Annotated in this window: 19 protein-coding genes and 5 tRNA genes; 14 read left to right on the top strand and 10 right to left on the bottom strand. The window is 71.7% G+C overall.

What is annotated here, in order from left to right:
- Positions 1-369 precede the first annotated feature (369 nt).
- Both ACFXG1_RS18450 and ACFXG1_RS18445 read left to right on the top strand, forming a co-directional pair.
- On the top strand, positions 370-1767 hold the full coding sequence (locus tag ACFXG1_RS18450; protein ID WP_384713530.1) for a hypothetical protein: 1398 nt from the start codon (positions 370-372) through the stop codon (positions 1765-1767).
- 400 nt (positions 1768-2167) lie between these two features.
- A complete protein-coding gene (locus ACFXG1_RS18445; RefSeq protein ID WP_384713533.1) occupies positions 2168-2863 on the top strand; it encodes a DUF6309 family protein in 696 nt (231 codons plus the stop codon).
- A gap of 135 nt (positions 2864-2998) precedes the next feature.
- Here the strand turns inward: ACFXG1_RS18445 and ACFXG1_RS18440 are convergent, their stop codons facing one another.
- On the bottom strand, positions 2999-3601 hold the full coding sequence (locus ACFXG1_RS18440; RefSeq protein WP_384713536.1) for a YceI family protein: 603 nt from the start codon (positions 3599-3601) through the stop codon (positions 2999-3001).
- Positions 3602-3871: 270 nt separating this feature from the next.
- Between ACFXG1_RS18440 and ACFXG1_RS18435 the strand changes: the two genes are divergently transcribed.
- The 3 genes from ACFXG1_RS18435 to ACFXG1_RS18425 all read left to right on the top strand — a co-directional run bounded on the left by ACFXG1_RS18435 (position 3872) and on the right by ACFXG1_RS18425 (position 8317).
- On the top strand, positions 3872-6289 hold the full coding sequence (locus ACFXG1_RS18435; RefSeq protein ID WP_384713539.1) for a polysaccharide lyase 8 family protein: 2418 nt from the start codon (positions 3872-3874) through the stop codon (positions 6287-6289).
- Positions 6290-6443: 154 nt separating this feature from the next.
- Positions 6444-8027, top strand: a complete 1584-nt coding sequence (locus ACFXG1_RS18430; protein WP_384713542.1) for an acyl-CoA carboxylase subunit beta — start codon at positions 6444-6446, stop codon at positions 8025-8027.
- 77 nt (positions 8028-8104) lie between these two features.
- The gene (locus ACFXG1_RS18425) at positions 8105-8317 is read left to right on the top strand and encodes an acyl-CoA carboxylase subunit epsilon (RefSeq protein ID WP_384713545.1); all 213 of its coding nucleotides are present in this window, start codon (positions 8105-8107) and stop codon (positions 8315-8317) included.
- A 173-nt stretch (positions 8318-8490) separates the two neighbouring features.
- Here ACFXG1_RS18425 and ACFXG1_RS18420 read toward each other — a convergent pair whose 3' ends face one another.
- From ACFXG1_RS18420 to ACFXG1_RS18385, 8 genes are all read right to left on the bottom strand, one after another.
- Positions 8491-9072: an ATP/GTP-binding protein gene (locus ACFXG1_RS18420; RefSeq protein WP_130585192.1), complete on the bottom strand. Its 582-nt coding sequence runs from the start codon at positions 9070-9072 to the stop codon at positions 8491-8493.
- On the bottom strand, positions 9053-9766 hold the full coding sequence (locus ACFXG1_RS18415) for a DUF742 domain-containing protein (RefSeq protein ID WP_384743561.1): 714 nt from the start codon (positions 9764-9766) through the stop codon (positions 9053-9055). The genes ACFXG1_RS18420 and ACFXG1_RS18415 overlap by 20 nt, the downstream gene beginning before the upstream one ends.
- Positions 9767-9862: 96 nt before the next feature.
- Positions 9863-10276 carry a roadblock/LC7 domain-containing protein gene (locus ACFXG1_RS18410; RefSeq protein WP_384722302.1) on the bottom strand — a complete coding sequence of 138 codons (414 nt, stop codon included), beginning with the start codon at positions 10274-10276 and terminating at the stop codon, positions 9863-9865.
- Positions 10277-10286: 10 nt separating this feature from the next.
- Positions 10287-13700, bottom strand: a complete 3414-nt coding sequence (locus ACFXG1_RS18405; RefSeq protein ID WP_384743558.1) for a nitrate- and nitrite sensing domain-containing protein — start codon at positions 13698-13700, stop codon at positions 10287-10289.
- A gap of 334 nt (positions 13701-14034) precedes the next feature.
- On the bottom strand, positions 14035-14619 hold the full coding sequence (locus ACFXG1_RS18400) for an ATP/GTP-binding protein (RefSeq protein WP_384743555.1): 585 nt from the start codon (positions 14617-14619) through the stop codon (positions 14035-14037).
- Positions 14600-15001, bottom strand: a complete 402-nt coding sequence (locus ACFXG1_RS18395) for a DUF742 domain-containing protein (RefSeq protein WP_384714835.1) — start codon at positions 14999-15001, stop codon at positions 14600-14602. The genes ACFXG1_RS18400 and ACFXG1_RS18395 overlap by 20 nt, the downstream gene beginning before the upstream one ends.
- Positions 15002-15129: 128 nt before the next feature.
- The gene (locus ACFXG1_RS18390) at positions 15130-15543 is read right to left on the bottom strand and encodes a roadblock/LC7 domain-containing protein (protein ID WP_146484572.1); all 414 of its coding nucleotides are present in this window, start codon (positions 15541-15543) and stop codon (positions 15130-15132) included.
- 9 nt (positions 15544-15552) lie between these two features.
- Entirely contained in the window at positions 15553-19617 is a 4065-nt protein-coding gene (locus ACFXG1_RS18385) for a nitrate- and nitrite sensing domain-containing protein (protein WP_384743551.1), read from the bottom strand.
- A 596-nt stretch (positions 19618-20213) separates the two neighbouring features.
- Here ACFXG1_RS18385 and ACFXG1_RS18380 point away from each other — a divergent pair.
- The 9 genes from ACFXG1_RS18380 (at position 20214) to ACFXG1_RS18340 (ending at position 24187) form a co-directional block, all read left to right on the top strand.
- On the top strand, positions 20214-20405 hold the full coding sequence (locus ACFXG1_RS18380) for a hypothetical protein (RefSeq protein WP_384714841.1): 192 nt from the start codon (positions 20214-20216) through the stop codon (positions 20403-20405).
- Positions 20406-20612: 207 nt separating this feature from the next.
- Entirely contained in the window at positions 20613-21398 is a 786-nt protein-coding gene (locus ACFXG1_RS18375; protein WP_384720183.1) for a fumarylacetoacetate hydrolase family protein, read from the top strand.
- On the top strand, positions 21391-22887 hold the full coding sequence (gene gltX / locus ACFXG1_RS18370) for a glutamate--tRNA ligase (RefSeq protein ID WP_384720180.1): 1497 nt from the start codon (positions 21391-21393) through the stop codon (positions 22885-22887). Before ACFXG1_RS18375 ends, gltX begins: the two co-directional genes overlap by 8 nt.
- A 9-nt stretch (positions 22888-22896) precedes the next feature.
- Positions 22897-23616: an HAD family hydrolase gene (locus tag ACFXG1_RS18365; protein ID WP_384743546.1), complete on the top strand. Its 720-nt coding sequence runs from the start codon at positions 22897-22899 to the stop codon at positions 23614-23616.
- 87 nt (positions 23617-23703) lie between these two features.
- A tRNA-Gln gene (locus ACFXG1_RS18360) sits at positions 23704-23775 on the top strand.
- 21 nt (positions 23776-23796) lie between these two features.
- Positions 23797-23869 (top strand) — tRNA-Glu (locus tag ACFXG1_RS18355).
- A gap of 61 nt (positions 23870-23930) precedes the next feature.
- Positions 23931-24003 (top strand) — tRNA-Glu (locus tag ACFXG1_RS18350).
- Positions 24004-24019: 16 nt separating this feature from the next.
- A tRNA-Gln gene (locus ACFXG1_RS18345) sits at positions 24020-24091 on the top strand.
- Between the two features lie 23 nt (positions 24092-24114).
- Positions 24115-24187, top strand: a tRNA-Glu gene (locus ACFXG1_RS18340).
- A gap of 191 nt (positions 24188-24378) precedes the next feature.
- Here the strand turns inward: ACFXG1_RS18340 and ndgR are convergent.
- Positions 24379-25095 (bottom strand): IclR family transcriptional regulator NdgR, encoded by a 717-nt coding sequence (gene ndgR, locus ACFXG1_RS18335; protein ID WP_384743543.1) that lies wholly within the window; start codon positions 25093-25095, stop codon positions 24379-24381.
- Positions 25096-25181: the final 86 nt, after the last annotated feature.

Raw genomic sequence — 25181 nt, 5'->3', positions numbered from 1 at the left:
GGCGCCGCAGGTGTTTTTCGGGCCGCGACCCGGTGGGTGGCTTGTCGCGCAGTTCCTCGCGCCCCTGGATACCCGGTCCGACGCCCTTGCGAAGGCTCGCACCTAAAGGCATCTCCGGGCGGGGCGCCTCTCAATGGTCTCGGGCTGAGGGGTGCATGTCCGTGTGCGTGGGGAGGGCGGGTGCGGGGTTGCCCCCGCAGCCGTCGGCGGGGTGCAGCGGTCAGTGTTTCCGAGGGCCCGGGTTCCGCCGATGGCGAGGAGGTAACCCCGGGGCCGTACGACCAACCCGCGCACAGCAAGGGCCCGCAGGGTCCTCGAGCAACGACCAGCCAACAAGACACACCAAGGGCCGTCCGTTAGCGTCGAAGCATGAGGAACCGCCCACGGGCGGTCACCGCCGCCCGTATCGCTCGCCTTCTGTTCGCGCTGCTCGCGAGCGTGCTGCTGGTGCTCGGGCCCCTGGGCGCCGGCGCGGCATCGGCGGCTCCCACCGCGGGCACGGGCGCGGCCGCGGCGGCGTTGCGGGAGGGCCCCGTGTACATCGACCCCCGGGCGGCCTCGCAGCTCTCCGCGCGGGACGCCGACGCGCTCGCGGACCGGATCAGGGACGCGGACAAGCCCCTCTTCGTCGCGGTCCTGCCCGACACCCCGGACTTCGACCCGGGCAGCGTGCTGCGGACGATCCGTAGCGAGACGGGCGTCACCGGTCTGTACGCCGTCCGGCTCGGCGACGGATTCGACGCGGGCGCCGACGCCTCCGTACTCGCGCCCCGGGCCGTGAACAACGCGGTGGACGCGGTACGGACCCCCACCGCGTCGTCCGCCGCTCCGTCCGCCGCGACCCAGCTGAACGCCTTCGTGGACCTCACCCTGCCGCAGCTGCGCGGCCACGCCCCCGACTCCTGGTCCGCGAGCGGCGCCGGGAGCATGAACATCGTGCCCCTGATCACCGTCGGCGCGCTGCTCGTCGCGGGCGGCGTCGGCGGCTACACCGTGCTGCGGCGCAACCGCCGGCGGAAGCGGGCGGCGGAGCGGGCCGCGCTCGACCGGCTCCGGGTGGTCGTCGACGAGGACATCACGGCCTACGGCGAGGAGTTGGACCGGCTGGACTTCCACCCAGCGGAGCCCGGTGCCGACGACGCCATGCGGGCCGACTACGAGCGCGCCCTCGACTCCTACGAACGGGCCAAGAGCCTGATCGCGGCGGCCGGACGGCCCGCCGATGTCACCGGTGCGACCCGGGCGCTGGAGGACGGCCGCTTCTCCCTCGCGGTGCTCGACGCCCGGCGTACGGGCCGCCCGCCGCCCGAGCGCCGCCCGCCGTGCTTCTTCGATCCGCGGCACGGCCCGTCGGTCACCGACACCGAGTGGGCCCCGGACGGCCGGGGCGCGCCCCGGCCGGTGCCGGTGTGCGCCGCGGACGCGGCCCGGCTGGCGGACGGCCGGGAGCCGATGGCCCGTACGGTCGCGACCGAGGACGGGGGCCGCCGCCCGTACTGGGAGGCGGGTCCCGCGTACGGCCCCTGGGCCGGGGGATATTTCGCGGGCGGTATTCTTCCGGCACTCCTCGCGGGGACCCTGTTGGGCGGGATGCTCGCGACACCGGCATATGCCGATGAATACGGTGGCGGAGAATTCTCGGGCGGTGACTACTCGGGAACCGACTTCAACCCCTCGGACTTCGGCGGTGACGGCGGAGGCGGTGGTGGTTTCGGAGGCGGTGACGGTTTCGGCGGTGGTGGTGGTGATTTCGGCGGGGGCTTCTGATCCCCGGGGATCCCCCGGATCCCCTCCCCGGATCCCTACGGCTCCCCGGCCGTGCGGCCGTCGCCCCAGGGGGACCCGGGTAGCGTCCGGAGTTCCCGGTACCGCCGCCGGGCATCGGTTGGCATCGGTTAAAGTCGGCCATTGTCCGGGAACTCCGCGTGTGGCAGAAAGAACCGGGGATACGTTCCCCAATTGTTCATGCGCAATTAATCTGGCGGCTCGACGCTCTCAGGGGGTTGTTTTCCGTGTTCATCGGGTTTGCTGCTTTTGCTCCAGTTCTTTCGGTCGGCCCGGCCGCCCGGAGATCCGGTGTTTCCCCGGTCCGCGGGAAGCTCTCCCTGTCCGGCGGCGCGGTCCATCACACGGCCTTCGGGCATCGGTACGAACAGAGGCGCACCCGATGAGAGTCCTCGCCCCCGTCCCCTTCGAGCGCGTGCTGACGACCTTCGTCCGCGACAACCCCTACGTCCCCGACGAGGCGTACAACACCAATGACGACGCGGAGGAGAACCTCTGCCACGCCCAGCTCAGCCTCGGGCGCTGGTACCACGTCCTGCTCGACCACTCGGACGTACTGGAGATCGTCCTGCCGTGGCATATGGGGGAGTACGGCGCGATCGAGCTGATCCCGCCCGAGGGGGCGTCGGTCGGGGTCGTCGCCGCCCGGATCCGTGAGCTGGGCGCGGAGTACGCCGCCGGGAACCCGGTGTGCGCCGCCAAGCTCGACCACCACGCCGAGGGCCCGATGGGCCCGCTGTATCTGTCGACCCGGGCCATCCCGGGGGCGGACTACGAGCGGCTGGTGGTCCGGGAGGGCCTGGTCCATCTCGACGGGCTGCACCGGGTGCTGGCCTGGGTGGGGGCGGGCCGGCTGGACGGGGACACGCTGGTGGAGGCGTATGTGGCGATGGACGCGGTGATGGACGTCCCGGGGGAATCGGCCGGGGACGCGACGGCGGCGGCCGAGGACGGCCGGGCCGCGGGGCCCGTGGAGCCGTCGCTGGTCCGGGCCGGCACCGGCACCAGCACCGGCACCGGCGCCGCGGGAGCGGAGCGGCGGGGGCGGCTCACGCCGGAGGGGTCGACCCGGGGCTGACCGCGGGTCATCCGGAAGGGACGACCCGGGGCCGCACGCACCGCGACGGCCCGGTGGGCGCCCGTACCGGTGTCCGATACGGATGCCGCCCGGGCCGTCGCCGTGGCGGGCTCGCCGGTGCTCCCGGCGGCGGGGTCAGCTCTTCTTGATCGCGGAGATGTCGAGGGTGAGCTTCACCTTGTCGCTGACCATCACACCGCCGGTCTCGAGGGCCGCGTTCCAGGTCAGGCCCCACTCGGAGCGCAGGATCGTGGCGCTGCCCTCGAAGCCGACGCGCTGGTTCCCGTAGACGTCGGTGGCGGCGCCGTTGAACTCCAGGTCGATGGTGAGCGGACGCGTCACGTCCTTGATCGTCAGATCGCCGACGATCCGGTAGTCGTCGCCGCCGGACTGCTCCGCGTGGGTGGAGCGGAAGGTCATCAGGGGGAACTTGTCCGCCTCGAAGAAGTCGCCGCTGCGCAGATGGGTGTCGCGGTCCGCGATCCCGGTGTCGATGCTGGCGATCTTGACATCGATGGCGGCGCTGGAGTCGGCCGGGTCGCTGCCGTTGAGGTTCAGCTCGCCCTCGAAGTCGTCGAAGCCGCCGCGGACATTGGTGACCATGGCATGGCGGACGGTGAAGCCGATCCGGCTGTGCGCGGGGTCGATCGTGTACGTGCCGGTCAGCGCCGCGAGGGCCGGGTCCACCGGGGTGGCTTCGGTGCCGGACGCGTCGTTCTTGCGATTGAAGATGCCCATGACGAACTCCTGGAGGGGGACGGGGGTGGTTGTTCAAGCTTCAACGACTGCCACTGTAGACCTATTCCGTTGAATCTTCAACATTCAGGGGAGGGGTGGGGATGAAGCGCCTCGACGCGGTTCGCGGCCACGCCCCATGCGGGCCGGGACGGCCGCCGCGAGCGCTTCCAGTATCGGTGCCGCGACCGTTGTCGGCCCGGCGAGATCCACCAGGCACGACCTCGACCCCCAGACGGCACCTCCCGTCGCGTCCCGCCCCAGGAGGCCCTGATGTCCCACCCACCGGCCCACCCGTCAGCCCACCCGCCGGCATGTCCGCCGGCCCGCCCGGCGGACTGGTCCCGCCGGACCTTCGCCGCCGCCTGTACCGCCGCGCTGCCCCTCGCGCTGGGCGGCCCGGCCCGCGCGCAGACCGGTGGAGCCGGTCCGCGACCCTGCCGCGAGCCCGGTGACCCGTACGGACTCCTCCGGCGGCGCTGGCTGGAGATCGCCCTCGGCGACGGCTACGACCCCGCCGCCGAGCCGTACGCCTCCCGACTGGCCGAAATCGATCGCCTGGCCGCCGCCCATCGCGCCGCGATGACCCCCGCGGCCGACTCCCTCTGGCCCGATCTGCCGCTGATCCGGCCCGCCCCGCCCGCCGGTATCACCCGCAGCTACGCCCGGCTGTGGACGATGGCCCGCGCGTACGTGTACCGGGGCGGTACGGACCCCGGACCGCTCGCCGACGTCCTCCGCGGCCTCGACCACATCGGCGCCCTCGTCTACCACCCCGGCACCACCGTCTGGGGCAACTGGTGGGAGTGGCGGATCGGCAGCCCCCGGCTGCTCATGGACCTCGTCGCCGTCCTCCACGACCAGCTCGGGGCCGAGCGCCGGGACGCCGCCTGCGCCGCCGTGGACCACTTCGTGCCCGACGCCCTCCTCGGCGACTACTCCGGCGTCTCCACCGGGGCCAACCGGGTCGATCTGTGCCGTTCGGTCGCCCTGCGGGGCGTCGCCGGGCGCTCCGCCGCCAAGCTCGCCCTCGCCCGCGACGCGCTCTCCCCCGTCTTCCCCCACGTCACCGAGGGCGACGGCCTGTACGCCGACGGATCGTTCGTCCAGCACACCCGGGTCGCCTACACCGGCACGTACGGCCAGGTGTTCCTCGACGGTCTCGGCCGACTGCTCGCGCTGCTCGGCGGCTCCCCCTGGGAGGTCACCGACCCGGCCCGGCACACGGTCGCCGACAGCGTCGAACGGGCCTTCGCGCCGCTGATCCACAACGGGCTGATCATGGACAGCGTCAGCGGCCGGGCCGTCAGCCGCGGACTGCTGAAGGACGACGACCGCCGGGTGCTCCGCGGCGACCACTACCACGGCCGTGCCGTGATCGCCTCGATCGCCCTGCTGGCCGGGACCGTCCCCGCCGCCCGCCGGGACCGCTGGCACGCGCTGATCAAGGGCTGGGCCGCCCGCGACACCACCGGCTCCCTGCTCACCGCCCCGCAGCACGGCGTCGCCGAGCTGGCCCGGCTGGCCGCCGCGGCCGCCGCCCCGGTCCCCGCCGCGCCCCGGCCGGTGGGCCACACCCTCTTCACCGCCATGGACCGGGCCGTGCACCGCAGGCCCGGCTGGACCGCGAACATCGCCATGGCCTCGGACCGCACCGCGTACTACGAATGCGGCAACGGCGAGCACCCGCGCGGCTGGCACACCGGCGCCGGAATGCTCCTGTGGTGGCCCGAGCACACCCTCGGCGACCAGTACGACGACTGGTTCTGGCCCACGGTCGACCCCTACCGGATGCCCGGCACCACCGTCTCCACCAAGCGGCTGGCCGACAACGAGGGCGGCGAGTGGGGCGAGCCGCGGCCCGCCGTCCGCTGGGTCGGCGGGGTCACCGACGGGACGTACGCCGCCGTCGGCCAGCATCTGCGCGGCCTCGGCTCGACCCTGACCGCCCGCAAGTCCTGGTTCTGCGCCGACGACGCCGTCATCTGTCTCGGCGCGGGCATCACCTGTACCGACGGGGTCCCCGTCGAGACCGTGGTCGACAACCGCAATCTGGGCGGGAACGGCCGGGCCCGCCTGCGGTACGGGGCCCGCTGGGCCCATCTGGAGGGCCATGGCGGCTGGGTCCTGCCCGGCGGTACGCACCTGCTGCACGGCCGCCGCGAGGACCGTACGGGCGCCTGGGCCGACATCAACACCGGCGGTACCGCCGAACGGGCCACGCGCCGCTACCAGACCCTCTGGCTGGACCACGGCACCGATCCGGTGGACGCCTCCTACGTCTATCTGCTGATGCCCGGGGCGAGCGCCGCGGAGGTCGCCGCCCGGGCCGCCGATCCCGCCCGGCTGACCGTGCTCGCCAACGACGCCGGTCGCCAGGCCGTGACGCTCCCCGCCATCGGGGTCACCGCCGCCAACTTCTGGCGGGCCGGGACGGCGGGCCCGCTGACCGCGAGCGGCCCGGTGAGCGTCCTGGTCCGGCGCCGGGGCCAGGGCCGGACCGCTGACCTCCGGCTGGCCGACCCGGAGCGCTCGGGACGCCCGGTCGAGGTGGAGTGGCGGCACCCCGTACGCCGGGTCGACGACCACGACCCCGGGATCACCGTCCTCGCCACGGGTGGGTCCATTCGGCTGCGGCTGAACGGGGGGACCGCGGGCGCCGGTCATCGCTGCCGGGTGACCCTGGGCTGAATTTCTTGTGGGCCCTCCACAAACAACAGTGCCCCGAAGCTGGCGGTTGTTCCCCTCCGACAAGCGCGTCTGTGCGAGCCTCACAGGAGAAACGGCCCGAGACTGTACGGAGTCAACGGCGCAGTTTTCTTGTAGGTGTCCGTAGTGTCGATGCATGACCGTTGTCGAGGAGACCACCGGCGAGCCGGCCGACGCCCGCGGACGCGTGGCCGAACTGCACGATCTGCGCGAGCGGGCCGTGCGCGGTCCCAGCGACCGCGCGACCGAGGCGCAGCACGCCAAGGGCAAGCTGACCGCGCGCGAGCGGATCGCGCTGCTGCTGGACGAGGGCTCCTTCCACGAGGTGGAGCAGCTCAGGCGGCACCGGGCCACCGGCTTCGGCCTGGAGGCGAAGAAGCCGTACACGGACGGTGTGGTCACCGGCTGGGGCACGGTCGAGGGCCGGACGGTCTTCGTCTACGCCCATGACTTCCGGATCTTCGGCGGTGCGCTGGGCGAGGCCCACGCCACCAAGATCCACAAGATCATGGACATGGCCATCTCGGCGGGCGCCCCCCTGGTCTCCCTGAACGACGGCGCCGGGGCCCGTATCCAGGAGGGCGTCTCCGCGCTCGCCGGCTACGGCGGGATCTTCCAGCGGAACACCAAGGCGTCCGGGGTCATCCCGCAGATCTCCGTGATGCTCGGCCCCTGCGCGGGCGGCGCGGCCTACAGCCCCGCCCTGACCGACTTCGTCTTCATGGTCCGCGAGACCTCCCAGATGTTCATCACCGGGCCCGACGTCGTCAAGGCCGTCACCGGTGAGGAGATCACCCAGAACGGCCTCGGCGGCGCCGATGTGCACGCGGAGACCTCGGGCGTGGCGCACTTCGCCTACGACGACGAGGAGACCTGCATCGCCGAGGTCCGCTATCTGATCTCGATGCTCCCGCAGAACAACCGGGAGAACCCCCCGCAGGTCGCCTCGTCCGACCCGGCCGACCGGCGCTCCGACGTCCTGCTCGACCTGGTGCCCGCCGACGGCAACCGGCCGTACGACATGCACAAGGTCATCGAGGAGCTCGTCGACGACGGCGACTACCTGGAGATCCACGAGCGCTGGGCCCGCAACATCATCTGCGCCCTGGCCCGGCTCGACGGCCAGGTCGTCGGACTGGTCGCCAACCAGCCGCAGACCCTCGCCGGGGTCCTCGACATCGAGGCATCCGAAAAAGCTGCACGCTTCGTCCAGATGTGCGACGCTTTCAATATTCCGATCATCACCCTGCTGGACGTCCCCGGGTTCCTCCCGGGCGTCGACCAGGAACACGGTGGGATCATCCGGCACGGCGCGAAGCTGCTGTACGCGTACTGCAACGCGACCGTGCCCCGGATCTCGTTGATCCTGCGCAAGGCGTACGGCGGCGCCTACATCGTGATGGACTCCCAGTCCATCGGCGCCGACCTCACCTACGCGTGGCCGACCAACGAGATCGCCGTGATGGGCGCCGAAGGCGCCGCCAATGTGATCTTCCGCCGGCAGATCGCCGACGCGGAGGATCCCGAGAACATGCGGGTCCGGATGGTCAAGGAGTACAAGTCCGAGCTGATGCATCCGTACTACGCGGCGGAGCGGGGCCTGGTCGACGACGTCATCGACCCCGCCGAGACCCGCGAGGTGCTCATCGCGTCCCTGGCGATGCTCCGGACGAAGCACGCCGACCTGCCGTCCCGGAAGCACGGCAACCCGCCGCAGTAGCGGCAGCCGCACAGGCCGCCCTCACGACCACCGCGTACCGCGCGCCCACGGGCCCGCGAGAATACGGAGCCCGACCTATGACCAGCCCGGCGACCCAGGCCACCGATCCTTCCCTGCTGCGCGTCGAGAAGGGCCACTGCGAGCCCGAGGAGCTGGCCGCGATCACCGCGGTCCTGCTGGCCCGCGCGGCCTCCGCGCCGGCGCCCGCCGCCGACACCCGCTCCACGGCGCCCTGGCGCCGGCTGGAGCGCCAGCGGGCCTTTCAGGTCTCGCACAGCTGGCAGGGCTGACCACACCCCCGGGCACCCCGCCCGTACCCACGCCGCGCCCCGGCCCCGGAACCCCCGGACCGGGGCGCCGGTGCGTCCGTACGACCGCACACGGCACACGGGCGAGGCCCCGTACCCCCTTGGCGAAGGGAGTACGGGGCCTCGTCCGTACGGTCGCAGGTGCCGCGCGGCACTTACCGCAGTCGTGCCATGAGGGCGTGTTCGACGAGGGTGATGAGGGCGCTTTTGGCGTCGGCGCGGTGGCGGGCGTCGGTGGTGATGATCGGGGTGTCCGGGCCGATCTGGAGGGCTTCGCGGACTTCTTCGGGGGTGTAGGGCTGGTGTCCGTCGAAGCCGTTGAGGGCGATGACGAAGGGGAGGCCGCTGTTCTCGAAGTAGTCGACCGCGGGGAAGCAGTCGGCGAGGCGTCGGGTGTCGACGAGGACGACTGCTCCGATGGCGCCGCGGACGAGGTCGTCCCACATGAACCAGAAGCGGTCCTGTCCGGGGGTGCCGAACAGGTAGAGGATGAGGTCCTGGTCGAGTGTGATGCGGCCGAAGTCCATGGCGACGGTCGTGGTGGTCTTGTCGCCGGTGTGGGTGAGGTCGTCGATGCCGGCGGATGCGCTGGTCATGACGGCTTCGGTACGCAGCGGGTTGATCTCCGAGACGGCGCCGACGAACGTGGTCTTGCCCACGCCGAATCCGCCCGCCACCACGATTTTCGCGCTGGTGGTTGAGCGAGGCGCACCGCCGCTAGAGCTTGCGAAGTCCACTGAGCACCCTTTCGAGCAGTGTCACATCTGGCTGACCGCCGGCGGTATCGTCCCCGCCGGGCTGGTGGATGGCGACGAGGCCGGCCTCCGCCAGGTCGGCGACGAGGATCCGGGCAACGCCGAGGGGAATGGAGAGCAGTGCCGAGATCTCGGCAACCGACTTGATCTCGAAACACAACCGGCAGATCCGCTGGTGCTCGGGCAACTGGCCCTGCAGCCTCATGGGATCCGCCGTCGTACTGACCAGTGCCTCGATGGCGAGCTGGTAGCGCGGCCGGGTCCGGCCGCCGGTCATGGCGTACGGTCGCACCAGCGGACTGGGCTGACGCGTACCGGAGGGCTCGCCGCGGCGGCGGCCCGAACCGTCGTCCCGACGCCGCTGCTGATAAGGCCGCGGCTGTCCGGGACGGTACGCGGGCCGGGGCGCCCCCGGACCCTGGCCGTACGTCCCGTGACCGTCCTGGGAGGGCGGGTACTCCGGCCCGCCGGAACCACCGGGAGGGCCGTAGCGGGGATCGTACGGAGGGTCGTACCGGTGCTGGTACTGCTGAGGCTGCGGCACGGACCAGGAGGGCTGACCGTCCGATCTGCCCTGCGCCGCCGCGGGAAAGGGGTAGCCGTGGTGCGCGTGTCCGCCCTGGAGCCGCTGTCGCGTTCCGCCCTCGTCGGGGCGTCCGCCCGGGGGTGTTGCCACGTTTCCTCCTCCTGCTGCGCGTCGCGGTCCCTGTCCCTGTGGAGCCGTCGCCACCGCACCTTAACGGTGCGGTGGCGTGAGGGGCCTGCCCGCCGGTTAGTTGAGAAGACTGCCCTGGAGCTCCGCCCGCAGGTCGGGGGTGAGCACACTGCCCGCCCGGTCCACCAGAAGCGCCATTTCGTAGCCCACCAGGCCGATATCGGCCTCCGGGTGGGCCAGCACGGCCAGCGACGAGCCGTCCGAGACGGACATGATGAAGAGGAAGCCCCGCTCCATCTCGACGACCGTCTGGTTGACGGCGCCGCCCTCGAAGATCCGGGAGGCGCCCGCGGTCAACGAGGTCAGCCCGGAGGCGACGGCCGCCAGTTGGTCGGCACGGTCCCGGGGGAAGCCGTCGGACATCGCCAGCAGGAGTCCGTCGGCGGAGACCACCACGGTGTGGGACACCCCGGGGGTGTTGTCCACGAAATTGGTGATCAACCAGTTCAGATTCTGCGCCGCCTGGCTCATCGGGCTCACACTAACGCTCCTGGTTGTAGGTACTGCCCTGGCCACCGTCATGATCGTAGGTGGCCGGTCCGTTCGTGTCGGTTCCCGCGCTGCGCCCCCGCTGGACCCCGCGGCGCAGATTGCTCAGCCTGCCACGAACGTCCTCCGGGGCGCGCGAGATCTGCGGAAGCCCGTGCTGCGGCGTCTGCTCCGCGGTGCCTTCGACGAGGTTGGCCTTGGGCACCCGCCGGGGGAGACCGGACGAGGTGACGCCACCCGCCTTCGGCTCCCGCAGCTTCCCGGCCCGCTGCCAGCGCTCGTCGTTGGCCGAACGCCAGTCCTCGGCCTCACCCGCGACGGCTTCGTTGCCGCCGTCGGGATACGCCTCGGGCTGAGTGTCCAGCGGCGCTTGCGGAACCCGCTCCCCGGACGGCTGCCACACATCGGCCGGGGCCCGGTCCTGCTCATCGGACCGCGCCCGCCGCGGGCCACGACGGGGCAGACCGGCCTCGGTCATGTCGTGACCGCTGCTCGGAGACGGTCCCGGACGGTCGAAGCCTACGCGCTCGGCGCCCGGTGCGGGGGTGCTCTGGCCGGATTCCGATTCTCCGGGGTAATCCTGCCCGTATCCGCCCTGGAAACCGTTCTGTTCCGGCCAGTCGTCCTGGTGGGGCGGGGCCGCCCAGCCGGTGTCGTACGACTGCTCGGCCGCCGGGGAATCCGAGAAGCCCGGTTCCGTATAGCCTCCGGCCGGAAGCTGCTGCTGGTCGGGCGCCGGGTAGCCGGAGTCCTGTCGCGGGGCCGGTGTCCCGGGGAAGCCGGACGGGTCCGTGCCCTCCTGGTAGACCGGCATCGGCTGGGTGTGCGGGCCCGCGGATCCGTCGTATCCCGCGGCCGGGTAGCCCTCGTAGGGCTGCTGCCCCGGGGCCCCGGCCGGATAGCCGGTGCCGGCCGCCGGGGACTGCTCCCCGAAGGCGCTCTGCCCGTAGCCGTCGTACGCCTGCCCGCCGTTCGTCCGCCCGCCGTTCGCCGCCGGGTCGACCTGCTCGTGACGCGGCTGCTCGTACGGCTGCTCCGGGAATCCGTCCGGGGTGCCGGGCCGGGGTCCCGACTGGGCTTCGATCGCGGCCCTGCGTCCGCCGCGGGCCAGGGACCGGCCCACCGGGTCGAGACCGTGACCGGCCCCGGACTGCTGCTCGTACCGGGAGTCGTCGAAGCCCAGTTCGGCGGCGGTACGGGCCGGGGCGGTACGGGCGGGGGCGCCCGGGTGCGCGTTCCGGGCCGGCATGATGCCCGAGACGGTGAAGTCGGAGTCCGGCGCGGACTCGCCGCCACCGCCGCGGGTGATCGCGTCCGGGAGCATCACCAGGGATGTGGTGCCCGCCTGCTCGCCCGAGGGGCGGAGCTGGACGCGGATGCCGTGCCGGTCGGCCAGCCGGCCGACCACGAAGAGGCCCATGCGCTGGGAGACCGAGGCGTCCACGGTCGGCGGGTTCGCCAGCTTGTGGTTGATGTCCGCGAAGTCCTCCGCGGTGAGCCCGATGCCCTTGTCGTGGATCTCGACCATGACCCGGCTGTCGGGCAGCCGGGTCGCGGTGACCCGGACCTTGGTCTGCGGGGAGGAGAAGGTGGTGGCGTTCTCCAGCAGCTCGGCCAGGAGATGGACGAGGTCGGTCACGGACCGGCCGTGGATATCCGTCTCGGGTATCCCGGACAGCTCGATCCGCTCGTACGACTCCACCTCGGACGAGGCGGCCCGCAGCACGTCGACCAGCGGTACGGGCTGGTTCCAGCGGCGGCCGGGCTCCTCGCCCGCGAGGACGAGGAGGTTCTCGCCGTTGCGGCGCATCCGGGTCGCCAGGTGGTCGAGCCGGAAGAGGCTCTCCAGCTGGTCCGGGTCGGCCTCGTTCTCCTCCAGCTCGGTGATCAGGGACAGCTGGCCCTCGATCAGCGACTGGTTGCGCCGGGAGAGATTGGTGAAGATCGCGTTCACGTTGCCCCGGAGCATGGCCTGCTCGGCGGCGAGCCGGACGGCCTCGCGGTGGATCTGGTCGAAGGCCCGGGCGACCTCGCCGATCTCGTCGCGGCTGTCGATGGGGATCGGCTCCACCCGGGTGTCGACCCGGCCGGGTTCGGTCCGGGACAACTGGTCGACCAGGAGCGGCAGCCGCTGCTCGGCGATGGCGAAGGCGGCGGAGCGCAGCTCGCGCATCGAGCGGCTCATCTGCCGGGCCACGGCCCCGGCCAGGAAGAAGGCGAGCAGCAGGGCGATCACGACGATCGCGCCGTTGACGATCGCGTCCCGGCGGGCGTCGGCGGAGATGGAGGAGGCTTCCTCGACCGCGCGGTCGACCAGTTCCTTCTCGACCGTGAGATAGCCCTCGAACTTGGAGGTGGCGGCGCCGGTCCAGGTCTGCGGGGTGATGTCGTCATCGGCCAGCGCGGCGGGGGTGGCCCCTGTGCCGATGCGCTGGGCCATCCCCGTGAAGACCGAGTCGTCGGGCCCGGCCGGCGGGTCGAGCCCCGCCTGCTGGAGCCGCTTGCGGCCGTCCTCGGCCGCCTTGGCCATCACTTCCGTCAGCCGGTCGGCGTCGGCCTGCGTACCGCCGGATATGTACTCGGCGATCGCGATCTGTTCCAGATAGTTGTACGAGTTGAACGCGGTGATCTGCTTGTCCCGGACCGCCTCGCGGTCACTGGGCCGGACCAGCAGATGGATGCCGATGGAGCGCTGGAGGGACGCCGCGGCCTTGGCGAGCTGGATCGCGTACACGGTCCGGCCGTAGCTGGTGACGTTGCCGGTGCCCAGTCCCAGCTCATTGCCGAACTGCATCAGGGAGTGCTGGACCTGGACGTACCCCTGCTCGGTGCCCACCGGGTCGAGGCTGGTGGTGTACGCGGCCCTGCGCAGCTCCTGGAGCTTGGGCTCCTCGCGGTGGAACAGCTCCAGCCGACGCTCCAGGCCCTGCCCCTTCGGCATGTCCTTGATGGCGCGGTCGAACGCGGCCTTGGCCGCGTCCGTGGTGGCGTACGCCTTCTTCACCGTGTCGGACTGCCGGGCCGCGGGCGTGGTCGCCTTGAGCAGCGGTTCGGCGGTGAGGTCGCGCTCGTTGAGCAGGGCGGCGCCGTACTCGGACGCGGCCCGTACGATCTTCGCCGTCTTCTCCGCGTCCCTGGCCTCGTCCCAGGTGGCGATGGAGCCGTTCACCTGGAACCCGCCCATGACCAGACCCACCAGTACGGGCAGGAGCAGGATCGCGTTCAGCCGGGTGGGTACGGACCAGTTGCGCGGGGAGAACCGGCTGCCGCCGCTCGGGGCTGCGGGTGCCGGGGCATCGCCGGGGGGAGCCGCCGGCTCGTCGCCGGGCGACGCCACCGCACGGGACGGCGGGGTGAAATTGCCCCGCGTCTGTTGCTCCGCGGAGCCTGTGCTGCTTCGCCTCACTCGACCAACAACCTCTCGGCACCGGCACCGGTGTGCCGTGTTTCGTTCTGAGCCGTACCACTCGGAAGTTCGTCGAATTTCAGCATGCGCACCGGGTCCGTTCCAAACAGTTGGAATCAGCCATTCCGTCTCGCCGGTGCGAGCGATAAAACGGGCATAAAGAGCGAGCCCCTTCAAAAGGCAAGGGTTCCGTGAGCACAGGGGCACCAGGTGGATGCGTCGGGTGTCCGGAGTGCCGCAATTCCATGTCGAAACGTTATGAACATGCGGGCGGACCGTGTCAAAGGACACAGTCCGCACCTGATTGGTTACGGCAACTACCGTATCGCGCCGTCTACTTGAGTCGTGCCATGAGGGCGTGTTCGACGAGGGTGATGAGGGCGCTTTTGGCGTCGGCGCGGTGGCGGGCGTCGGTGGTGATGATCGGGGCGTCGGGACCGATCTGGAGGGCTTCGCGGACTTCTTCGGGGGTGTAGGGCTGGTGTCCGTCGAAGCCGTTGAGGGCGATGACGAAGGGGAGGCCGCTGTTCTCGAAGTAGTCGACCGCGGGGAAGCAGTCGGCGAGGCGTCGGGTGTCGACGAGGACGACTGCTCCGATGGCGCCGCGGACGAGGTCGTCCCACATGAACCAGAAGCGGTCCTGTCCGGGGGTGCCGAACAGGTAGAGGATGAGGTCCTGGTCGAGTGTGATGCGGCCGAAGTCCATGGCCACCGTGGTGGTGGTCTTGTCGCCGGTGTGGGTGAGGTCGTCGATGCCGGCGGATGCGCTGGTCATGACGGCTTCGGTACGCAGCGGGTTGATCTCCGAGACGGCGCCGACGAACGTGGTCTTGCCCACGCCGAATCCGCCCGCCACCACGATCTTCGCGCTGGTGGTCGATCTCGGTGCCGTCGCGCCGCTAGAGCTTGCGAAGTCCACTGAGCACCCTTTCGAGCAGTGTCACGTCAGGCGTGCCACTCGCGTCACCATTGCCCGGCTGGTGGATGGCCACCATCCCGGCCTCCGCCAGGTCCGCCACCAGGATCCGCGCGACACCCAGGGGCATCGACAGCAGCGCGGAGACCTCGGCGACGGACTTCACCTCACGGCACAGATGGCAGATCCGCTGGTGCTCGGGGAGGAGTCCGCCGAGCAGCGCGGGATCCGCTGTGGTGCTGACCAGTGCCTCGATGGCGAGCTGGTAGCGCGGCCGGGTCCGGCCGCCCGTCATGGCGTACGGGCGGACCAGTGGCTGGTCGCCGTCCACTCCGTAGTCGGTTTGGACACCGTACGGATCGTGTGAGGCGGGTGGCGGGGTCATGGAGTCCTCCGGGCGGGACAGCAAGTGGAGTGGCGAGCCGTCGGTGCGGCCGGTGGGGGGTGGGGCGACCGTGGTGAGGGTTGACGGCGCGATGGCGCGTGGCGATAGGACCTGCAGGCCGTGGCGGATCAGTGCAAGAGGCTTCCCTGGAGCTCGGCGCGGAGATCCGGGGTGAGGACATTGCCCGCACGGTCGACCAGCAGGGCCATCTCGTAGCCCACCAGACCGATGTCGCACTCGGGGTGCGCCAGTACGGCCAGGGACGAACCGTCGGAGACGGACATCAGGAACAGGAAGCCCCGCTCCATCTCGACGACCGTCTGGCTGACGGTCCCGCCCTCGAAGATGCGGGACGCGCCCGCGGTCAACGAGGTCAGTCCGGAGGCGACCGCCGCCAGCTGGTCGGCACGGTCGCGCGGAAAACCTTCGGACATGGCCAGCAGAAGACCGTCGGCGGAGACCACCACCGTGTGGGACACCCCCGGGGTGTTGTCCACGAAATTGGTGATCAACCAGTTCAGATTCTGCGCCGCCTGGCTCATCGGGCTCAACTAACGCTCCTGCTGGTGTGTGGGGCCGAGGTCAAAGCTGCCGGTCGACGAGCCGTTCTGCTCGCGCCCCTGCTGGATGCCGCGCCGGAGGTTGGTGAGCCGGCCGCGGACGTCGTCCGGGGCGCGCGAGACGGAGGGACCGCCCTGCGTGCCGTTCTGCTGAGCGGTGCCCGCGACCAGATTGGCGCGCGGGACCCGCCGGGGCAGACCGGACGTGGTGACACCACCGGACGCGGGCTTCCTGACCCGCTCGGCCTGGCGCACCAGTTCGTCGTTGGGAGAGGTACGCCACGAGGAGTCCCCGCCCGCGCCCGGCGCGCCCTGCGGCTCCTGCCGCCTCGGCGCCGGAGCGGGCTCGGACACCGGCGCGGGGAACTCCCCCGTACCGCCCGGGCCGACCCGGTCGAAGGACCCGGCCCGGTCGTCCCGGTCGTCCCGGCCGCCCGGCTCCGGCGCGACGTGCCGGCCGGGCAGCTCGTGCCCCGCCTGGTCGTGCCGTGCCTGGTCCGGCCGGTTGAGCCGGGGGATCGGCTGGGTCTGCTGGACGGGCTGGACGGGCTGGACCTGCTCGGGGGCGTAGGTCTCCGCCGGGCCCGGCGCGGCGGGCTGCTCGGCCCGGCCGCCACGGTCCTGGCCGCGGAACCAGTCGGTCTCCAGCGTGTCGTACAGCGGGGTCCCGCCGTCGCCGGGCGCGGGCGGCAACGCCTCGTGCCGCGGCTGGGGCGGAAGCTCGTTGCGGGCGCCGGTGTGCCGGGGCCGCTGCTCGTCGTAGCCGCGGGGCGAGGGCGCGGGGCCCGGCGAAGGCGGCTGCGGCGCGCCCGTCCCGGGACGCGCGAACTGGCCCGCGGGCGACTGCCCGGCCTGGTCGCCGAACCGGGGTTCGCGGACGTCGTCGCGCGGCGGCGCGAACTGGCCGGGTCCCGCGGCAGGACCGGAGTGGTCCTGGGCGGAGTGGTCCTGGGCGGGACGGCCGGAGCCGTCCGACGGGGCACCGAACACATCGGGGCGTACGTACTGGCCCGTCGGGGCGTGCGGGGCCTGCGGCGCGTTCGGCTGACGGTGCTGCCCCATCGGGGCGTCGAACTCGCGAGCACCGGGGACCGGACCGCCGGAGTGCCGCGGGCCGGACCCGCCGTCACCGGACACCGGCCCGCGGGCCGGGGCCTGCGGATGCCCGCCGGGCGGTGTGCCGTACTCCTGGCGCGGCGTCTCCCGGGCCGGACCGGGACCCTGCGCGGAGCCCTGGTCCTGATGGCCGCCGGGGCGCTGGTCGCTGCCCCAGCTGGGAGTCCCCTGACGCGGGCGGCCCGGGTCGGACAGCTCGCCGCGGGCACCGGGCGGAACCGAACCGTCGGCACCGATCCGCGGCAGCGCCGCCGTGTCACCGGGTCCCGCGCCCTGGCCGTTGCCCGGGGGACGCTGGGCCGGCCGGTTGCCGAAGGCACCGGCGAGCCCGCCGCCGCCCTGGGGGCGGCCCGGGGCGCCGTCGCGGGACGGCAGCGCCGCCCGGGAACCCGTACCGCCGCCCGGTCCGACCTGGCCGCGCGGCGCGCCCGCGCCGAGCAGACCGCCGCCGGACGGGGCACCCTGACCGCCCTGGCCACCCGGACCGCCTTGGCCGCCGGGACGGCCGCCGCCCGTGCCGCCCGCCGGGCCCGCGCCGAGCGGGCCGCCGCCGACCGGGGGAGCGGACTGGCCGGGGCCGCCGCCGGGCATGCCCGGCGCTCCCGGCTTCCGCCCGCCCTGGGCGACGTCCACGGGCAGCATGACCAGCGCCGTCGTACCACCGGAGTCGGAGGGGCGCAGCTGGATCCGGATGCCGTGCCGCAGGGACAGCCGGCCGACCACGAACAGACCCATGCGGCGGGAGACCGAGACGTCCACGGTGGGCGGCGAAGCCAGCCGCTCGTTGATCGCCGCGAGGTCCTCGGGCGAGAGACCGATACCGGTGTCGTGGATCTCGATCAGGACCCGCCCGTCGGGCAGGGCGTGACCGGTGACCCGGACCTTGGTCTGCGGGGAGGAGAACGAGGTGGCGTTCTCCAGCAGCTCGGCGAGGAGGTGGACGAGGTCGTTGACGACCCGCCCGGCGACGTCGGTCGCGGGGACCGCGGCCAGTTCGATGCGCTCGTACTGCTCCACCTCGGAGGCGGCGGCGCGCAGCACGTCGACCAGGGGGACCGGCCGGGTCCAGCGGCGGCCGGGCTCCTCGCCCGCGAGGACGAGGAGGTTCTCACCGTTCCGGCGCATACGGGTCGCCAGGTGGTCCAGCTTGAAGAGGGACGACAGCTGGTCCGGGTCGGCCTCGCGGGACTCCAGTTCGGAGATGAGCGACAGCTGGCGCTGGATCAGACCCTGGGAGCGGCGCGAGAGGTTGGTGAACATCGCGTTGACGTTGCCCCGCAGCAGGGCCTGCTCGGCGGCGAGCCGGACCGCTTCGCGGTGCACCTCGTCGAAGGCCGTGGCCACCTTGCCGATCTCGTCGCGGGAGTGCACACCGACCGACTCGACCGAGGTGTCGACGTCCTCGGGGTCCGCCTCGGAGAGCTGCTTGACCAGCTCGGGCAGGCGTTCCTGGGCGACCTTGGTGGCGGTGTCCTGGAGCCGCCGCAGGGAGCGGATCATGGAGCGCGCCACGATGAAGGCGCCGACGAGGGAGACGCCGAGGACGAACAGGATGACGACACCGTTGATGATGGCGTCCTGCTGCGACTCCTCGCGCAGATCGCGGGCCTTGGCCTCCATGTCGTCGAGGAGCGATGCCTCGATGCGCTTCATGGCGTCGATCCGGACGCTGTACGCGTCGGTCCAGTCGAGGTGCGACTGCTTGGTGAGCCCCTCGATACCGTTCGGCCGGTCGAGGGCGCGGCCCGCGTACTCGTTGACCTTGACGATGTCCGGGTGGCCGCGGTCGAGCGGCTCCATCAGGTCGTTGGCGTCGCCGCCGAGCGCCTCGTAGATCTCCTTGAACTGCTTCTCGCTGTTCCGGCCGCTCTCCATGGCGCCCTGGCCGTAGAGCCGGTCGGCCTCGGAGAGCACGTCGCCCTTCTGCCCGGCGCCGCCCGGCAGCGCGGCGGCGATGACCGCCTGCTGGATGGAGGCGTACTCCTTGGCGGCCGAGAAGGCGGCCAGGGCACGGGTCCGCTTGATCATCTCCTGGTTGTTGGTGGCCTGGGCCATGTCCGAGGAGAGGTCGAGCAGGGAGCGGATGATCCGGTGGTACGACTCGATCGTCAGGGCGTTGGAGCCCTCGGTGACGTACGCCTTGCTCCGGTACTCCTTGAGCCGGTTCAGCTGGTTGTAGATCTGGCCCAGGGTGGAGCGGAACGAGTCGATGGTGTCGTCGCCGTCGACGATGTCGATACCGCCGGCCGCCTTGACGAACGCGGTGCGCGCCCGGTCGGTGGCCTGGCGGGGCTCGGTGACCTTGAAGTCGCTGGCGTTGCGGTTGTTCGCGAGTGGACCGGCCGTGACATCGCGCTCGTACTGGAGCGCGATGGCGAGCTTGGTCGCCTCCCGGGTCATGTCGGTGAGCAGCTGCATGTGCTCCAGCTGTTCCATCTTGTCCAGGGACTCGTTGATCCGCAGCCCGCCCAGGGACGTCGCGGCGACGACGGGAAGGGTGAGGAGGGAGATCAGCCTGGTGCTGATGCGCCAGTTGCGCAGGGCGAGCCGGGAGCCGGTGTCCACGGGGGGTTTGGCCGGAGCGCCGTCGGGCCCGGCGTCGCCGGACGCCGGGCTGGATCCCTGGGGGCCCTGCGGGCCGCCGGGACCGGAAGGACCGGAGGCGCCGGGCGCGCCGGGCCTGCCGCCGCCCTGGGCGGGGGAGCCGCCCTGACCCGGTGGACCGGACCGCGGGCCGCCGCCGGGGCGGCCGGGACCGTCAGGTCTGCGGTCGGTACCCGATGTCATCGGGCCCTGCGCCGGGCTCGTGGCGTGCTGGCCGTGCTGGTGTGAGGGGCCGCGGTCGTTCCCGCCGCGCGGCTCCTGTCCCGCCGTGGCTTCCCCACGGCCCTGGGGGGCCTGGGGACGCCCCGTGCCATCCCTCTTGAAACGTCCCTGCACTAGCGTCGCAACCTCTGGACCAGGCGTCCCGTTGCCGGAGCTGCGGGACGGTGTCGGCGTCTGGCGAGGCGCGCCGGGCGCGCCTCTGATGATGTGAGTACCGGCGCTCTCCCCCTTTCCCGCCGCCGCTCGGCGCTGCGTTGCGCCCGTTGCGCGCCGGACTGTTCTGCGGCGGTGCGTGGAATTCCAGCACAGTGCAGGATCTCCAACAAGGGCCGCGTACCGTGCTGTGACCTGGGTGACACGGTGTGATGACCGGGTCACCAATCGTTGAAAGACTTACGGTATGAAACGGACTTTCACGGATGAGTCACCGGGGTGGGGTCGCGGGTGAGGCGCGCCCAGGTCGTTGCGATCGGCAGCGGAATGGCCGATTCAGGTAGGCAATGTCCGTTTCACTGGTTGAATTTGACGGTATGTAATGTCCAAAATCAGCCAGATTGGCGGATGTCTGGTGAGGAAACTCACATCAGACACACATGTCCTCCACGACTTTGCCGGGGAACGGATGTTTAACCTGTCGCGTTAGGCATGAGCGCCTCTGTTGTAAAGCGCCGCCCCGGGCGGCCCGACGCCGATGGGTCCGAACACAGCCGATGAATCCCACGATCTCGCCGAAGACGCCGCAGCAGCTGCGCACGATAGCCAACCCCCGCCGCACGACCCTGATGCATCTGGGCGACGCGACCGAACTGCCCGCGCCGGTCCGGCCGGAGCACTCCCAGGACCTGCCGGCGAGCACGGCCAACCCGCGCCGCACGGTCCTGATGAACGTCCCCTTGTCCTGACCTTGTCCTGACCGGGGAACCGTCCGTACGTCCCGAGCCCGGGACCCGCGTCACCATGCCGGGTCCCGGGCTCGGCGCGTACGGCGGCCGGATCCGGACGGGTATCCCGCGGCGGCCGCCGACGCGGCGGCCGGGACACCCCGCCGCGTTAGCCTTTACAGGTCCGATTCAGCAGTGTCACCAGCTACAGAGGGGCAGCCGCATCCCGTGCGCATCGCCAGATTCTCCATCGACGGCCATGTGGCCTTCGGCGCGGTCGAGGGCGAGGCCCCCGACGGGCTCGTCCTCGACATCATCAAGGGCGTGCCGTTCGCGGACTTCGAGCTGTCCGGTACCAAGGTCCCGCTGGACAAGGTACGGCTGCTGCCGCCGGTGCTCCCGAGCAAGGTCGTGGCCTTCGGGCGGAACTACGCCGAGCACGCGGCGGAGCTGGGCCACGAGCCCCCCGCCGAGCCCTTCGCCTTCTTCAAGCCCTCCACCTCGGTGATCGGGCCCGGCGACCCGATCGGCTATCCCTCGTTCTCGAACGAGGTGCACTACGAGGCGGAGCTGGCCGTGGTGATCGGCCGGATGTGCCGTGACGTCCCCCGGGACCGGGTCGCCGAGGTCGTCCTCGGCTTCACCTGTGCCAACGACATCACCGCCCGTGACGTCCAGCGCCGGGAGAAGCAGTGGGCCCGGGCCAAGGGCTTCGACGGGGCGTGCCCCCTCGGCCCCTGGGTCGAGACCGGTCTCGACCCGGCCGCCGCCGGCGACCTCGTGATCCAGTGCACGGTCAACGGGGAACAGCGCCAGCTCGGCTCCACCCGCGACATGATCCATTCGATCGAGGACCTGGTCGTCAACATCTCCGAGGCCATGACCCTGCTGCCCGGCGACGTGATCCTCACGGGCACCCCGGCCGGAGTCGGACCGCTCAATGTCGGCGACGAGGTCGCCGTCACCATCCAAGGCATCGGCACTCTCGCCAACAAGGTGATCAAGCGTGGCTAACCCGAACGTCCGCGTACGTTTCTGCCCCTCGCCGACCGGCAACCCCCATGTGGGTCTGGTCCGCACGGCCCTGTTCAACTGGGCCTTCGCCCGCCACAACGGCGGCACCATGGTCTTCCGCATCGAGGACACCGACGCGGCCCGGGACTCCGAGGAGTCGTACCGCCAGCTGCTCGACTCCCTGCGCTGGCTCGGGCTCGACTGGGACGAGGGCCCCGAGGTCGGCGGGCCCCACGCGCCGTACCGCCAGTCGGAGCGGATGGGGATCTACGCGGACGTCGCCGAGCGGCTGCTGGCCGCCGGGCGCGCCTACCGCTGCTACTGCACCACCGAGGAGCTGGACGCCCGCCGCGAGGCCGCCCGCGCCGCGGGCCGCCCCTCGGGCTACGACGGCCAGTGCCGCGACCTGACCGACGAGCAGCGCGCCGCGTACGAGGCCGACGGCCGGTCCGCCATCGTCCGGTTCCGGATGCCCGACGAGCCGATCACCTTCACCGACCTGGTCCGCGGCGAGCTGACCTTCACCCCGGAGAACGTGCCGGACTACGGCATCGTCCGGGCCAACGGCGCCCCGCTGTACACCCTGGTCAACCCGGTCGACGACGCCCTGATGGAGATCACCCACGTTCTGCGCGGCGAGGACCTGCTCTCCTCCACCCCCCGGCAGATCGCGCTCTACCAGGCGCTGATCGACCTGGGCGTGGCCAAGGAGATCCCGGCCTTCGGGCATCTGCCGTACGTCATGGGCGAGGGCAACAAGAAGCTCTCCAAGCGCGACCCGCAGTCCTCCCTCAACCTCTACCGCGAGCGCGGCTTCCTCCCCGAGGGCCTGCTGAACTACCTGTCGCTGCTCGGCTGGTCCTTCTCCGCCGACCAGGACGTGTTCTCGGTGGCCGAGCTGGTGGAGAAGTTCGACATCGCGGACGTCAACGCCAACCCGGCCCGCTTCGACCTCAAGAAGGCCGAGGCGATCAACGCCGACCACATCCGCCGGCTGGATGCGACGGCCTTCGCCGCCGCCTGCGAGCCCTGGCTGAACGCGCCGTACGCGAACTGGGAGCCGGCCGGGTTCGACCGCGCGGCCTGGGAGGCCATCGCCCCCTACGCCCAGACCCGGCTCACGGTGCTCTCCGACATCACCGCCAATGTCGACTTCCTCTTCCGCGACGAGCCCGTCGACGACGAGGCGTCCTGGACCAAGGCGATGAAGCCGGGGGCGGCCGAGCTGCTGGTCACCGCGCGCGAGAAGCTGGCGGCGGCCGACTGGGACAGCGCCGACGCGCTCAAGGAGGCCGTCCTGGCCGCAGGTGAGGCCCACGGCCTCAAGCTGGGCAAGGCGCAGGCCCCGGTCCGGGTCGCGGTCACCGGCCGCACCGTGGGACTGCCGCTCTTCGAGTCGCTCCAGATCCTGGGCGCCGAACGCACCCTGGCGCGAATCGACGCGGCCCTGGCCAAGATCGCCCGGGAGCCCGCCGCGCCGAACGCATAGGCTGCGGATATGACCTTGCGCGCGATCATCTGGGACGTCGACGACACGATCTTCGACTATGCCGGCGCCGATGTCGCCGGGATCCGCGCGCATCTGCGGACCGAGGGCCTGCTCGACGGATTCACCTCCGCCGAGCAGGCCCTCGGCCGTTGGCAGCGGGCCACCGTGCACCACTGGGCGCGCTTCTCGGCGGGCGAGGTGGACTTCCCCGGCCAGCGCCGCGACCGGGTCCGTACCTTCACCGGACGGCCGGACATGGCCGATGCCGAGGCCGACGCCTGGTTCGGGCGGTACATCGTCCACTACGAGGCCGCCTGGTCCCTCTTCCCGGACACCGTGCCCGCCCTCGACCGGCTGAGCGGCTACCGGCACGCGGTGCTGTCCAACTCCTCGTCCGAGGTCCAGGAGCACAAGCTGCGGACCCTGGGCGTCCGGGACCGCTTCGAGGCCGTCGTCTGCGCCGCCGACCTGGGCGTCTCCAAGCCCGCCGCGGAGGCGTTCCACACCGCGTGCGCGGCGATCGGGGTGCCGCCGGAGGAAGCGGCGTACGTGGGGGACGAGCCCGATATCGACGCCCGCGGGGCGGTCGAGGCGGGACTGCGGGGAATCTGGCTCGACCGCACCGGACGGGGCGGCCGTCCCGAACTGATCCGGATCACCGGTCTCGGCCAGCTTCCCGGCCTGTTGGCGGGCGATACCCGTTTTGGAGCGCCGTCCACCTTCGGGTAATGTTCTTCCTGCGCCGCCCGAGAGGGCCGAAAGGCCGGACCGGACGGCGCAAGCCGAGCAAGCCCCTGTGAAGGGGTTGCGCTCTGGTGGCCTATGGTGTAATTGGCAGCACGACTGATTCTGGTTCAGTTAGTCTAGGTTCGAGTCCTGGTAGGCCAGCTCGCAGAGCTCATCTGCAAAGCCCCCGTTGTGTAGCGGCCTAGCACGCTGCCCTCTCAAGGCAGTAGCGCCGGTTCGAATCCGGTCGGGGGTACAGATCCTTCCCGCGTGCAGTTTCGGGTCGCTCCCGGTGCGCACGATGCAGGATCGCTAGGGCCCCCGTTGTGTAGCGGCCTAGCACGCCGCCCTCTCAAGGCGGTAGCGCCGGTTCGAATCCGGTCGGGGGTACTGGTCTAAACCACCATGGGCTATGGTGTAATTGGCAGCACGAGTGATTCTGGTTCATTTAGTCTAGGTTCGAGTCCTGGTAGCCCAGCTTGTCCCTTGGATCATAGATTTGCCCCCGTTGTGTAGCGGCCTAGCACGCCGCCCTCTCAAGGCGGTAGCGCCGGTTCGAATCCGGTCGGGGGTACGGAAAGAGGCCCTTCGCGATCGCGCGGAGGGCCTCTCCTCTTTGGGGTTCCTCGGGCTCCGGGCCCGCTTCGGGCTCCGGCTCGGGGCGTCGTACGCGAACTCCCCGCCCGGGGCGACCGGAACGCGTCGGCGGACGGTCCGGGCACGGTGGACGGGGAGCGGGAGGCGGACTTCCGGCGCGGGGAGCGGTCAGCCGCTGCGGCGCAGCGCCTCACTCAGCCGGCCCGCCGCGTCGATCACCGCCTGGGCGTGCATCCGCCCCGGGTGGCGGGTCAGCCGCTCGATCGGTCCGGAGACCGAGACGGCGGCGACCACGCGGTTGGACGGGCCGCGGACGGGCGCCGAGACCGAGGCCACGCCCGGCTCGCGCTCGCCGATGGACTGGGCCCACCCCCGGCGCCGTACGCCCGACAGGGCCGTGGCCGTGAAACGGGCGCCCTGGAGTCCGCGGTGCAGCCGCTCGGGCTCCTCCCAGGCCATCAGGATCTGCGCCGACGAACCGGCCTTCATGGTGAGCGTGGAGCCGACCGGGACGGTGTCCCGCAGGCCGGAGAGCCGCTCGGCCGCCGCCACACAGATCCGCTGATCGCCCTGGCGCCGGTAGAGCTGGGCGCTCTCGCCGGTCACATCGCGCAGATGGGTCAGTACCGGCCCGGCCGTGGCCAGCAGCCGGTCCTCGCCCGCCGCGGCGGCCAGCTCGGCCAGCCGCGGTCCCAGGATGAAGCGCCCCTGCATGTCCCGCGCCACCATCCGGTGGTGTTCCAGTGCCACGGCCAGTCGGTGGGCGGTGGGCCTGGCCAGCCCGGTGGCCGCGACCAGCCCGGCGAGGGTGGCCGGACCGGACTCCAGTGCGCTCAGAACCAGAGCCGCCTTGTCGAGAACGCCGACGCCGCTAGAGTTGTCCATGAAACGATATTCGCGTCTCACACTGTGAAACGCAAGTTCAATTTTCCCGAGAACCCGCCAGTCTGTAGAAGCGGGCAGGGAACTGC

The organism is Streptomyces sp. NPDC059248 (assembly GCF_042753905.1).
Lineage (GTDB): Bacteria > Actinomycetota > Actinomycetes > Streptomycetales > Streptomycetaceae > Streptomyces.
Note: the sequence above shows the minus strand (reverse complement) of the source record. Positions and strands in the feature narration are given on the sequence as shown.